The organism is Bradyrhizobium sp. OAE829, from assembly GCF_040546575.1.
GTDB lineage: Bacteria > Pseudomonadota > Alphaproteobacteria > Rhizobiales > Xanthobacteraceae > Bradyrhizobium.
This window is the reverse complement of the sequence record NZ_JBEPOE010000001.1, coordinates 6,642,423-6,655,313: the sequence shown is the minus strand read 5'-3', so window position 1 is coordinate 6,655,313 and position 12,891 is coordinate 6,642,423. Positions and strand designations below refer to the sequence as shown.

Sequence of the window (12,891 nt, the reverse complement as noted above, 5' to 3'; positions counted from 1 at the left end):
CGATCCTTCCGCAATCAGGAGGTCGCGTCGAGCGCGTGGAAAACGAGCGAGGCGGAGTAAACGTCGGGCAGCCGTGCGATGTTGTTGAGCGTGGTCCCGAGTGAGCCGGACTCCGGCGAATCGATCACGACGACGAGCTTGCCTATGGGATCACGGCCATGGATCTCGCATCCCTCCATGGTCACGATGGCAGCCTCCACGGCCGCCAGGCGCTCCGGCCGGGCCTGCACCAGAATGCCGGCGATTTCGCCGCCGGGCGGCGCTATCACGCGGTCCGGCTTGATCAGTCGGCCGGTCATCAGCGCACGGCGGTCGACAGCGGAGTGAGACTTGGCCATGTACCTACCTCCGAAAACCCGGGAGTCATCGATCCGGCGGGCCCGGGGGGCCCGTAACGATCTGAGTGATCCAAACCGCGAGCCCGTAACTGCCGACAACGGCGACGGTCAGCGCGGGCATCAGCACGGCGGTCAGAAATAGAAACGCGAAGATTTCCATGCGCCTGCGGCGCGAACGTCCGCTCGTGTCATCGCTCGCCAAAGACATGCGTGATCCCACTCAGGATTTTTAGGATTAGCGGCATCGGGGCCGCTGCCGGCACCCAGCATGGCGCGCCGGGGGTGATTAGCTTTGATCTAGATCAAGGCAACCCGCGAAGTCTTGAAGGCACCAGGAGGTTGGTCTCCAAGCTGTTCGAAAAGCCGTCTCACTTCAGCGAGATCGCAATCCTGCTGACGTTGGCGGCGAACTCCATTCCCGCCTTTGGACCTCGCAGCGCGAGGACCACGCCCTTCTCGTTCCCGAGTTGGACGCCTCCGGCGCCACCAACGAAGGCGCCGCCGGCCCCTACGGAGCTGTAGGTACCGGCGAAATCGCTGACCTGCTTGATGCCTGACGCCCAACCTTCGAGACGATTGACAGATCCTCCCGCCGTGACACCGAGGCTAAGACCGGAGACTCTGAAAGGATAGTCGCGGCCGCGATAGCTCAGGACGCCGCTGCCGCCGCCGGCGCCGAGCATCAGACCTGCTTTGGCGAACTTGAGCCTGACATATCCGGAGGCTTGCGCGAACGATGATGTTGTCGAAACGAAAATTGCGAAGAGGGCGATCGCGGCGACCCGGATTGCAGACGGCATTGCTCCAACCTTCCTCCGCTCAAGGGGCCGCCACATCCACCTTCTTCCAGGTCTGATCCGGATCGAACAGGATGATGCGCGCGACGATCCTCAACGTCCGATCTCCAAGGTCCTTCTGGTAGACGGTACCGGCATGATTGACCATGAAGGTCATAACGCCGGAATTTCCATACTCTGCGGGATATGCGATCAGCGCGAAGCCGCCGATCATTTTGCCCTTGACGACGTAATTGAACGCACCGCCCGGCGCATCCGACCCCTGTCCCCGCAAAATTCGAAAATAGTATCCGTGATAGGGCTCCGCCTGCTCCGCCTTGTATCCCTCGGCAGAGGCTTGCGCCATCAGTTCGCCAAGCGGGCTTGGGTCGCTGTCGTCGCGCCAGAACAGCCCATCCTTCTTGCCGGGGCTACTGACGACACGTTGCGCGTAAACGCCTGCTCCCTCGCCGGTGCGATCTTTTTCGGCATACTCGTTCTGCGCATCCACAAAAGCCAGGCTGGTCTGGATCGCGTCCAGTTCATTGCGTCCGATACGACGGTATAGAACTTCGCGACGCCCGGCGGCCGTATCGAACTCCCACCCGGTCCTGCCATTCACCAACGGAATCGGGAATGGAAAATCATCTGCGCCCAGTATCAGCGTGGCTTTCTTGTTTCCCTCGGTCCGAATGGAATTCCTGGCGTCATAGGCCGACAGAAAACGTTGGCGCATCTCGGCGTCCGCAACATCATCGCCGGACTCGACAATGTCGGCCCCGGCATTGCCAAGGACCTTCAGAATGGCGCTCTTGGTGCCGGTCTTGACCGCTGCAACCAAAGCAGCCGCAGCGTTCTCCGGCGAGGGATAGGCCTGCTGGGCCTGAGATGTCGAAGTCAGCAGCGCCACTGCCGCGATTGTGCCGAGGACCGTCAAAGTTATTCGACAGATCGATTTGCGGATGATCATGGCAAGACCTCCCGTGGCGTGGGAATCCTTGCGCCGCCGGCAAGCCAGTCGGTATAGGAGCCGAATTTCAATCCCAGCTGTTCATAGTAGACGCGCAGATAGCCGTCCCGGCCGCGGGTCACGGCTTCCGGCATCAGGCTCTGCACTTCCTGCGCGATGACGCCGACATAGGGCTTCGTGCTGCCGAGATAGCTGAAGCGGTAGTAGCCGAGACCGTTGGCGAGATGACCGAGCAGCACGACATCGTGCTTCAAGGCGATATCGGAGCGCCGTCCTCCACCGCCGCCGCCACGAAAGCCACCACCGCCACCGCCGCCTCGGAACCCGCCTCCGCCTCCCATGGCCGCTCTGCCGCCAAAGCCGCCTCCGCCGCCTCCAGCAAAGCTCGCACCGCCACCGCGCGGGCCCATGCTCGCCATGCTGGCCCGGCCGCGGGCCGCTTGCGCGGCGGCAGCCCTGCCCGACGACACATTCATTGCCCCGCCGCGAGCGGCGCTGCCGCCACGGTTGGCAGCCTTGGCACGATCGCCGCCACTTTTGGCGGCCTTGGCACGATCGCCGCCACCCTTGGCGCGATCCGCTGTGCTTGGGCGATTGGCGCGATCACCGCCCGGCCGATCACGCGAGGCCGCGCGGTCGCCAGTACGATCACCCGCACGATCCCCGCCACGATCTCCGCCGCCCGGACGGTCCTGCCCCGGTCGAATCACCTGCTGCCCGTCGCGACCGCGGAAATCCATCCGGTTCGCGGCACCGGCCTTCAGATTGTTGTTGCCGAAGCGCTGCTGAACATTGACGTTGTTGTACCGCACGCCCTGGCGATGCGCCGGATTGTGCTGCCAGCTGTTTCCGATGTTGGTGGTCCTGTTGAAGTGGTTGACGTAGAGATTGCGGTTGCCCCAGTTGAATCCGCCGCCCCAGTAATTGCCCCAGCGGCCGATGGCCCAGGCCGCTCCGAAGGCAAGACCCGTCGCGATGACGCCCGCGCCGATATAGGACGGATAGCCAAAATAGTACGGCGGATATTCCGCGTAAGGCCAGGTCCCGTAAACCGCCGCCGGTTCGTAGTACGGCACATACATCGTATTTGGATCGGCTGACTCGATAACAATCGCCTGCTTGCTCTCTTGTGTCTGAACGCTGACCTTCTGTTGCTTTGTGGTGACCAGCTTCTTGTTGTCGTAGGCCTTGGAACGAAGGCGCTGGATCGCGTCCATCACATCCGGCTGCTGCGCGAGCACGGCATCGCCAAGACTCTTGGTCCAGTCGACCTTGTCGCTCATCATCGAAATCACGTCCGGCGTGCTGGCAAGCGCCTTGACGCTGTCATCCCAGGATTGCTTGTCGACTTCCTTTTTCAGGGCATCGCCCTTCAGCGCCTTACGCTCCTTCAGCCAGCGATCGGCCTGCACCACTTCCAGCGGGTAGGTCGACGCCGCCAGCACATTCGCCAGCAGTTCGTCTGGATAGAGCGCGATCGGCGCCACTATTGCTTCGAGCTGGGCGGGCTTCAGCAGCTCGGCGCTCGGCTGAGGCTGGCCGGCCGGCTGGGCCGGACTGCCGGCGGCAGGCGGGTTATCGGACGTCTGCCCCGAGACGGCGACTGGCATCGCCATCATCAGCGCAAACGCCATCAGGATCTTGCCGCAGCGGATCATCACGCCCTCCTTCGAGGTCCATCGCCGCAAGCATCGGTCCGGGGCCGGGTCGTTCTTTGATAAAGATCAAGGAATCCAGAAGAGGGGCGCGGCCGGCTGGATCAGGCCGAAATTGATCGGCCGCGCGCGATCGGCAGCTTGATCGTGAACAGCGCGCCACCTGACGGTAGATTCTCCGCCGAAATCTTGCCGTGATGCGCTTCGACAATGGTGCGAACAATGGCAAGCCCCATGCCCATGCCCTGCGGCTTTGTCGTGAAAAACGGGTCGAAGACCTTCTTGAGATTCTCAGCATCGATACCGGGGCCGGTGTCGCCAACCCGGATTTCCGCGGAGGCGCCGGAGAGGTTCGTGATTACGCTGATTTCGCGCTTCCTTGGCTCGGCTTCGGATATGGCGTCCATCGCGTTGATGATCAGATTCAGAATTACCTGCTGCAGCTGAACGGGATCGCCCTTGATGCGCAGATCGGCCGAGGTTGGGGCATAGCTCAGTTGCATTTCGCGCCCATGGGCCAGGGCCGAGACAAATCCGATGACTTCCCGCACCGTCTCGTTCACGTCGAGTTCAATCATTTCGAACGGTGTTTTCTTCAGCACGCCGCGAAGCCGGCGTATCACCTCGCTGGCGCGCAAATCGTCACGTCGGATGTCAGCGAGAATTTCCCTGAGCTCATCCAGATTCGGCGAACTGCCCTTGAGTATCGATTCTGCCGTCTCGGTGTTGGTAAGAATGGAACCGAGCGGCTGGTTCAGTTCATGCGCAATAGATGTCGTCAATTCTCCGACAGCCGCATAGCGGTTGACGTGCGCAAGCTCCGCCATGCGCTGGCGCGATTCGACTTCGGCAAGACGGCGGCGCTGGCGCTCATGGAGCAATCCGCTGATCAATACGCCCTGGACCAGGATGACGCCGCCAATCAACGCCAACTGCCAACCATACTTTTCCCAGATGCTGGGCTCACGAAACAGGACTTCGCTTCCTGGGGGCAAATTGCTTCGGCTGATGTCCCAGCGTTGCATCTGCCGCCAGTCGTATTTCGGAGACGCAAAACCGATCGGCTGCACCTTGATATTGCCCGGCTTCTCGCCACCGAGAATGCGGATCGTTGCGCTGGCGGTCTGGCGGCTGGATTCAGCGATCGAATGCATCGGACCACCAACGGTATCTCCATCGAAAAACGCTTCCTGGAAGGAGAAGATCGGAGCGTTCGCGACCGCATGGAGGCTACGCAAAGCGAGATCGCCTTCATGGGCAACACCCGCCGCATCGACCGACATCAAGCCCCAGAACAGGACCGTGTGCGGCGGGAGCACCCTTGCCTGCTTCAGAACTTCCTCAAATGGGAGGTCCGCGTACCAGACGAATGCGACCCGGTTTTCGAAGGGCTTGGCTTCCCGCTTTGCTTCACCGAGCCAGAACTTCTCCAGAGGCGAGGCACCGATGACGACGGCAATCGTCTGCGTGTCCGGCAGAACCTGAAGAATGCTGCCGAAAAAGGCTGAGAAGTCGTTGTAGACCGCGATGACCGTGTCATTGTCGGTCAGAAGCGAGCGGTCAACCAGTCGCTGCTCGATCGCCGTCAGCACCATGGGTGCGTCAGGGAAAAGCTGTCCGCGATATTTCTGGACAAATAGAGCCGCTGGTGCCCCAATGCTCAGCACGATATCCGGCTGACGGCCAGCGTACAGCGACCGCAAATAGTCGACAAACGGTGCCTCCGGTCCCGGGTTGTTAAACCGTGCCGTCAGCAAATTGTGCTCCTGGATGTCCAGCGGCCATGGCGATTGTTGCTCGAGCGCCGCCTTGATGCTCAGGGCATAAGCGCTCCAAGGCCGAAAGTCGCGTCCGAAGGAATGCAACATCAGGACGCGCTTGGGTTCTCCGTGCGGCGCACTGCTAGCCGAACCCGGCAACATCGCAGCCAGAATCGACAGACAGACGCAGAGACGAACGGCCACGACTGGCCAGATCGCTCCGATCTGGAGGTGTCCGCTCATGCTGTTACCCCCGGTCGTCCGAGCGGTGCATTCGAGCACAATTCGAGCACGAATCATACCGCAGCGGGCGGTCTCACCCGAGTGGAAACGCTGCCTTCAGCAACGCGTCGTGATCGGGATGTTACACCCTAGATCTGACAGCGGTGATATTTTACTTCCATTTCGTCCATCCCCGGAAACTCCCGGGAGATGGTGTTTTCATCGAGTATCTTCAGGAAAAACTGGACGTTTGAAAGCATGATGCCCGAGGCACAAGCGACGACCATATTGACGTTTTGACCGGTTTCCTTCTTCGACTTGATCGAGCAGTTCTCGAACTTCCCCCTCAGGCGATTGGCCTCGGCGATGAAGCCGCCGCCGTAGACGCCGGAAAAGTTCGTAAAGGTGACCTGGTTCGCGCGACCTTTCCGGGCAAACACTTTTCTGCATTGCTCTGCACTCGTAGCCCATGCGCCGGTGAGTTCAAACGCCTTCACCTCCTGCGGCGACAATAAGCCGGCGCCAACCGTGATCGCCGTAGCAAGCATGAGCTTTCGAAGTGCAGCCATCGGTTTCCCCCAATCAGTGGCCGCTCAATCGAAGGGCAGATGATGCTTGCCCGTCAGATGAAGCTGCGCGTTCAACTTTCTCTCTTCGAAACAACCCAGGCGGCAGATATTCCCCTTCACCGTGCGTATGCCGCCTGCCGATTTGCTTGATTTGAATCAAGGAAACGATGTCGACGCCGCCTAGCCTTGTCGGAGCGCTGATCCAAGATCGCCGTTCAGGAGCCCTCGGCCATGTCCCGCAACATCGATGATCTCATTCCCAGTGCGAAGAAGATCCAGCAGGAAGCCGCCCTCAAGGAGGCCGAAAAGGCAGAGCAATACGCGCGACTCGCAGCTGCGGCCGAAGCCGAGAAGCGGGCCCTGATCGAGCGGCTTGCCCGACCGTCAGGCAAATCAGAGGAAGAGAAGGTTCAGCTTGCTTCGACCATCATCCAGCGGGCGGTGCGAAACGGACTGACGGAAGTACAGGTGTATCGGTTCCCCAACTCGCTGTGCACCGACAAGGGGCGCGCGATCAATCAGCAGGAACGGGGTTGGGAGAACACGTTGACGGGGATTCCAAAAGAAATATTCCAACTCTGGACCGACTACCTGCAACCGCGCGGCTATCGCATCAGCTACCAGATCATTGACTACCCGGGAGGTGTGCCGGGCGACATCGGCATCACCATAGCCTGGGGCGACTGAGGATAACTCGGACAAATCTTTTCTGACGGCAGAATGGTATGTCAGCCAAGGCGCCCACCGCGGGGATGAAACGCAAGGCCTATGAGAAAGAGCTGGGAAAGCTCCAGGTCGAACTTTGCCATCTCCAGGAATGGGTAAAGGCGAACAATCTTCGTGTCATCGTCCTGTTCGAAGGCCGGGATGCCGCCGGCAAGGGCGGCACGATCAAGGCGATCACCGAAAAGGTTAGTCCTCGCGTGTTTCGGGTGGTCGCCCTGCCCGCCCCGTCGGACCGTGAGAAAACGCAACTGTTCCTGCAGCGCTACATGCAGCATTTTCCGGCGGCGGGCGAGATCGTCATCTTCGACCGTAGCTGGTACAATCGCGCCGGCGTCGAATATGTGATGGGTTTCTGCACGCCGGCAGAGCACAAGCGGTTCCTTTCGCTGTGTCCTCAGATGGAGAAATACGTCATCGAAGGCGGCATCATCCTGATCAAGCTCTGGCTCGAGGTCGGAATGGACGAACAGGAGCGCCGATTCAGGGCCCGCATCGATGATCCGCTACGGCAATGGAAGCTGAGCCCGATGGATACGGAATCGTACCAGCGATGGTACGATTATTCGCGGGCGCGAGATCTGATGCTCAAGGCAACCAGCACCAAACACGCGCCTTGGTACATCATTCGCTCCAATGACAAGCGCCGGGCACGCCTGAACTGCATCGCGCATCTGCTGAAAATGATCCCGCACAAGCGCGTGAAAAGAGCCAAGGTCGAGCTGCCGAAGCGTTCCGACAAGGGGCGCTATAACGACCAGACCGGGCTGCGGGGGATGAAGTTCGTTGCGGAACGGTACTGAACGGATCGGGCCACGCCATCGCGCAGCCCGATCGCTTTAATTTCTATTCTCGAAAAACTATTTCAAGCGTATCGTCACCCCGCCGACCGCCGCCGACACTTCAGCGCCGACCCTCGGGCCACTGAGCTGCAAGATCACGCCGTTGGCATTCTGCAGTTGAACTCCTCCCGCGCCGGCCGCAACGGCCCCACCCGCTCCGACGGTGCCATAGGTGCCTTCGATCGAAGCTGGTCCTTTCAGATTGAGCGCCCGACCGACAAACTTGGTGGTCGAGGCCCCGATCGTGAAGCCGACGCTCATGCCCGATACGGTGAACGGATATCGCTTGCCGCGGAGAACCAGCACGCCCTCGCCGCCACCCACCCCAACGATGAACCCGCCCTTGGTGAAGACGACGGCGACCTGGCCGGTCTCGGCCCGCGATGAAGTACTGAGACCTGCCACGCCGACGGCAAGGGCAATCAAGGCAACGCTGGGGCTAAACCTTCTCATGTTTCTTCCTCTCGTGAGACGCAGTGCAACACGCACTATTGGGCCAGGAGCATCGCGAAATATCCAAACACGGTGAGCAATATTCCAGACACGGCGTAGGCGACCGGGAACCCGATCCAGGGCACGCTGCTCTGGATTTCCACGGCGGCTTCGCGGCAAGGGCCGGAGTGCGAGCGCGCACCGGCAACGCCGCCCATCAGTACGGCCGGGTTGATCTTGAAGACGTGATAACCGATCGCCCAGACGATGAACGGCGGGATCGTGCAGGCGATGAACCCGACGATGAAGATCTTCAGTGCGAGCGCCCCGGTCAGTTGCGCCAGCAGTCCAGCCCCGGCATTGACGCCGACGATGGCGACGAAGACGACGAGGCCGAGATCCTCCAGCACGTTGCGTGCGGCGTTCGGCGTGTTGCCGAAGAAACGCAGCCGCGAGACGACGGACGACACGATCACACCGGACAGAAGCAGGCCGCCGGCGTTTCCGAGGCCGATGGAGGCGCCGAACGCCGGAAACGAAATCATTCCGATCAGTAGTCCCAAAATCATGCCTGCGGCGAGTGTAAGGAGGTCAGTAGCCGTATTGGTTCTGGCAACGCGGCCCCACATTTCCGCGAGTTCATTGACGGCGGATTTCAAGCCGACGACCGAAACGATGTCCATCCGCTCCAGTTCGGTCTTGAGACCCGCGGGAATCGGTACGCCACCGCGCTCGACCTTGGTGACCTGAAGCTGACCAGCCAAGGCTTCGCTGCGGAACGATTCGAACGTGCGCCCGACGACATCTTTGTTGGTGACGAGGATTTCGGCCTGGTCCAGGGGAATGCCGAGCGTCTTGGCGTCGGCAACCTCCGGGCCGATCAGCCCCATCTTCTCGGTCAGGTGTCCGGTCGCACCACCAAGCGCGACGATATCGCCTTTCCTGAGCACAAGACCGGGATCGGCGCCGAGCTGTTCGCCGCCGCGGGACACATTGACGATACGATATTCCGGATTGCTGACGCGAAACTTGGCAATACTCATGCCGACCTGAGCCTGATTTTCCAGCCTGTAGGCACGAAGACCAAACTGCCGGAACCCGGTCAGGCCGCCGCCTTCGAGATCCCTGACGCCGAACTCGGCTTCATACTGCCTCGCCGCCGCCTTGGCATCGACGCCCCACCAGCGCGGCAAATATTTGCAGATCAGAATGATACCGACGGTGCCCCAGATATAGGTGATACCGTAGGACAGCGCGATCATGCCGGTGGCGTCCTCGGGCTTCACGCCCGCCGGCAGCTTGACGACGCCCGATGTGATGGCCTGCTCCGCCGAGCCGATCGCGGCGGACATGGTCTGTGAACCCGCAAGCATGCCGCCGGCCGCGCCGGGCGGCAGCGCGAACAACTTTGCACCGAGGACGACAAGCGCAAGCCCGAGCACGCTCGACACCACTGCGAGAATGCAAAACTTGAGACCGTCTCCCCTCAGGCTGTTGACGAAGGACGGCCCGACGCGCAGGCCGACGCCATACATGAACAGGTAATAGAACAGGCTCTTGGCAAAATTGTTCAGCTCCAGCTTCACACCATATAGCGACGCCGTCACCGACAGCGCCGCACCAACCACGATGGCGCCGGCAACCATGCCAAGGCCATAACCCTTGATGTTGGCGCGCCCGATCCAGACGGCGAGGCCGACAACAAAGAACAGCAGCAGATAAGGATTCTGCTGCAGGAATGTGAAAAAGCCCTGCATGGTCGTCGTCCCTTGTTATGACGCAGCTTTCAGTTTCGGTGCGGCGCCCGGTTTCGGCCTGCCGATCTTCGCCAGGGCTTCGGTGCGCACCAGCTTCAAGCCTTCCTTGGCGTCGTAGCCGTGGATTTCCTTCACATCGAGCTTGCGCATGAAGTCGATGGTTTCCTGGGTGATGACCTGGCCCGGCACCATGATCGGGAAGCCCGGCGGATACGGGATCACGAAACTAGCCGAGACGAGATCGGGACCTGCCTTCAGGCGGCGGTCGATCTCGGCGTCGCCCAGACGGATGTATTCGCAGCCTGGGGCGTCATACGCCGCATAGAAGCCGCTGCGGATGTCGCCCTCGTTGGTCTTGGCGCCCGCATCGCCACGGAAGCTTGGATGGAAATGCGAGAAGTTCGGCAGGTCGGGCACATCGGTCATCAGGCTCTTCACCCGCGCCTCGAACGTCTTCTTCGCATTGGCGCCGCCCTGCGTCAGGCCGCGGTCCACTTCACCGGCGATCTCCGCCAGCACCCGCACGAGGTGGGCCACGTCGCTGCGCGTGTTGTTGATGTTGGACTGCAGCAGAACCGAGTTGCGGGAAGTCTTGTTGATCTGGATGTTGTACTCGCTCGCCAGAATGCCCTTGAATTGCGTCCCGTCGAATCCCGCCATGCCACAGACCAGAGTCATGCGGGTCGGATCGAGGCAGAACTCGTCGTCATCCAGGCTCTTCAGGGCGGTTGCCCAGTTCGCGCTTGGGTCCAGATAGTCTTTGAAGCCGCTTTGCCGGTATTGCGCGGGCACCATGGCGTCCGCACCGAGAATCCGGAAATACTTCGAGATCAGCGGATTGGTGTTGACCGCCCGGCGAATGGCGATCGCGATCTCGATCGCATTGGCCACGAGCCCATAACCCTCGAGCTCCATCTGGCGTCTTGAGACGTCGAGACTTGCGATGAGCTGCTGGTTTGGACTGGTCGAGGCATGGGTGAATACCGCCTCCTTGAACTGCTGCTCGACGGTATGGAATTCGACGTCCTTGACCGAAAGCATCGAGCCCTGCCGGATCGCGGACATCGACTTGTGCGTCGAATTGGTCTGGTAGACGCGTAGCCGGATCTGCCGCGGATCGGGGATGAGCCGGGTCTTGAGCAGCACTTCGTTCGACGGATTCTTGCCAAGTTCGGACTGCTGCTTTTCGTAAGCCGTGACCGATTTCGGGTCATGCATCCATGCCTCGATCTCGTTGGCGGCCCCCATCGCAGTGCGCCGCCTCAGGAACGGCGAAAACCGCGCAAAGCCGAACCAGGCCTCATCCCACAGGAAGATCAGGTCCGGTTTGATCGCAAGGCATTCCTCCATTACCCGGCGGGTGTTGTAGATGTGGCCGTCGAAGGTGCAGTTGGTCAGATCAAGCATCTTGACCCGATCGAGCCGGCCGTCGGCCTTGGCATTCAGCAACGCGTGCTTGATGGTGTTCAGCGGCACCGCGCCATACATCGAATACTCCGTCATCGGGAAAGCTTCGACATAGAGCGGCTGCGCCCCTGCGAGCACCATGCCGTAGTGGTGCGACTTGTGGCAGTTGCGATCGACGATTGCGATGTCGCCCGGCCCAAGCAGCGCCTGAACGGCCATCTTGTTCGACGTCGAGGTGCCGTTGGTCACGAAGAAGACGCGATCTGCGCCGAGCGCGCGGGCCGCCTTGTCCTGCGCCTTCTTGATGTTGCCGGTCGGCTCCAGCAGGCTATCGAGACCGCCCGTGGTCGCGCTGCTCTCGGCCAGGAACAGGTTCAGTCCATAGAACTCGCCCATGTCCCGGATCCAGTCCGATCTGAAGACGGACTTGCCGCGCGCGATCGGCAACGCATGGAACGTCCCGATCGGGCGCTGCGCATATTTCTTGAGATTGTCGAAGAACGGGGTGTCGAAGCGATCCTGGATTCCTTCCAGGATCGACAGATGGAGCTCCAAAAGTTCCTCGATCGAATAGAAGATTCGCCGGAACACGTTGGCGTCGGGACTTCCAGCCATCTGCTCGACATCGCGATTGGACATCAGGTACAGGTCAAGCTCGGGTCGCACCCGGTTGACGATATGGGCGAGCCGCAGCGCTGATGCATCCGACTCTTCGTTGAGGCCGGCGGCAGTCATCATGGGGCGGAGCACGGACGCGTCATGGCGCGAACGAAGGGCAAAGCCTTCATTGATGACCACGGACGCGATGTTCGGGTTCAACATCACGGCGCAGAAGGCATCTTCCAGGCTGCCGACGATGACCGGCTCATAGATGAACGCATCGACTGAACGACGCAGCTTGCGCCACTCGGTCGCAAGTGCCGGCCAGTCGCTGGTCGAGAGTCCGGTGACAATCAATGTTTCGAAATAGGGACGGCGCCCGGCTTGCTGCACGAATGCCGTCGGCACCAGGTCGGGATCCTCCCCGTTGCCGTCATCTTTCGGATTCCAGTCGCCGGCGTGCTGACGGAACGACCTCGTCGTCAGTGCCTGCATGATCCGTGTCGCCAGGGCAAGCGAGGCCGCCGCATCCCCGGCCGAAGCGGCCTCCCGCAACGCAGCCATCAGTCGTAGGCCGGGATAACCGTGAAACTCTTCCGTCACCGACAGAACGGCCAGCGCGGCATCGTAGGTCGCGCGATCCCCGCCTCGAGCCCACACTTTGGCGCCTTCGACCAGATCACGCCAGTCGTCCGCCCGTCCACCGGGCCCGGAAAGGAACTGATCGATGCGCTTCTGTGCGGGCTTGGTGTCCTTCGACATATATATCTCCCGATCCTTGCAGGGGTGATGGCTGCTGGGACCGTGGCCCCCTGCCCGCTCACTCCTTTGATCCAAGTC

The 12,891-nt window shown here is 61.0% G+C and carries 12 protein-coding genes; 2 read left to right on the top strand and 10 right to left on the bottom strand.

Annotated elements, in window-relative coordinates:
* Positions 1-14: 14 nt before the first annotated feature.
* From ABIE49_RS31995 to ABIE49_RS31965, 7 genes are all read right to left on the bottom strand, one after another.
* On the bottom strand, positions 15-338 hold the full coding sequence (locus tag ABIE49_RS31995; protein ID WP_192734991.1) for a chaperone NapD: 324 nt from the start codon (positions 336-338) through the stop codon (positions 15-17).
* A gap of 25 nt (positions 339-363) precedes the next feature.
* Positions 364-546 (bottom strand): periplasmic nitrate reductase, NapE protein, encoded by a 183-nt coding sequence (napE, locus tag ABIE49_RS31990; protein WP_192734992.1) that lies wholly within the window; start codon positions 544-546, stop codon positions 364-366.
* 160 nt (positions 547-706) lie between these two features.
* Positions 707-1,138 (bottom strand): hypothetical protein, encoded by a 432-nt coding sequence (locus ABIE49_RS31985; RefSeq protein ID WP_192734993.1) that lies wholly within the window; start codon positions 1,136-1,138, stop codon positions 707-709.
* A 19-nt stretch (positions 1,139-1,157) separates the two neighbouring features.
* Positions 1,158-2,084, bottom strand: coding sequence for a DUF2950 domain-containing protein (locus ABIE49_RS31980; RefSeq protein WP_192734994.1), 927 nt, complete (start codon positions 2,082-2,084; stop codon positions 1,158-1,160).
* Positions 2,081-3,742, bottom strand: a complete 1,662-nt coding sequence (locus ABIE49_RS31975; protein ID WP_192734995.1) for a DUF3300 domain-containing protein — start codon at positions 3,740-3,742, stop codon at positions 2,081-2,083. The genes ABIE49_RS31980 and ABIE49_RS31975 overlap by 4 nt, the downstream gene beginning before the upstream one ends.
* 101 nt (positions 3,743-3,843) lie before the next feature.
* Positions 3,844-5,742, bottom strand: coding sequence for a sensor histidine kinase (locus ABIE49_RS31970; RefSeq protein WP_192734996.1), 1,899 nt, complete (start codon positions 5,740-5,742; stop codon positions 3,844-3,846).
* A 128-nt stretch (positions 5,743-5,870) separates the two neighbouring features.
* Positions 5,871-6,290, bottom strand: a complete 420-nt coding sequence (locus tag ABIE49_RS31965; protein WP_192734997.1) for a hypothetical protein — start codon at positions 6,288-6,290, stop codon at positions 5,871-5,873.
* Positions 6,291-6,521: 231 nt separating this feature from the next.
* On the opposite strand from ABIE49_RS31965, the gene ABIE49_RS31960 reads away from it, so the two are divergent.
* Together ABIE49_RS31960 and ppk2 are read left to right on the top strand one after the other, a co-directional pair.
* Positions 6,522-6,977: a hypothetical protein gene (locus ABIE49_RS31960; RefSeq protein ID WP_192734998.1), complete on the top strand. Its 456-nt coding sequence runs from the start codon at positions 6,522-6,524 to the stop codon at positions 6,975-6,977.
* 38 nt (positions 6,978-7,015) lie between these two features.
* On the top strand, positions 7,016-7,816 hold the full coding sequence (gene ppk2, locus ABIE49_RS31955; protein WP_192734999.1) for a polyphosphate kinase 2: 801 nt from the start codon (positions 7,016-7,018) through the stop codon (positions 7,814-7,816).
* A 57-nt stretch (positions 7,817-7,873) separates the two neighbouring features.
* On the opposite strand, the gene ABIE49_RS31950 is transcribed toward ppk2, so the two are convergent.
* From ABIE49_RS31950 to ABIE49_RS31940, 3 genes are read right to left on the bottom strand one after another with little or no spacing between them, the layout of a single operon-like run.
* Positions 7,874-8,308, bottom strand: coding sequence for a hypothetical protein (locus tag ABIE49_RS31950; RefSeq protein WP_192735000.1), 435 nt, complete (start codon positions 8,306-8,308; stop codon positions 7,874-7,876).
* A 35-nt stretch (positions 8,309-8,343) separates the two neighbouring features.
* Positions 8,344-10,044 carry an aspartate:alanine exchanger family transporter gene (locus ABIE49_RS31945; RefSeq protein ID WP_192735001.1) on the bottom strand — a complete coding sequence of 567 codons (1,701 nt, stop codon included), beginning with the start codon at positions 10,042-10,044 and terminating at the stop codon, positions 8,344-8,346.
* 15 nt (positions 10,045-10,059) lie between these two features.
* Positions 10,060-12,813 (bottom strand): decarboxylase, encoded by a 2,754-nt coding sequence (locus tag ABIE49_RS31940; protein WP_192735002.1) that lies wholly within the window; start codon positions 12,811-12,813, stop codon positions 10,060-10,062.
* Between the last annotated feature and the right edge of the window lie 78 nt (positions 12,814-12,891).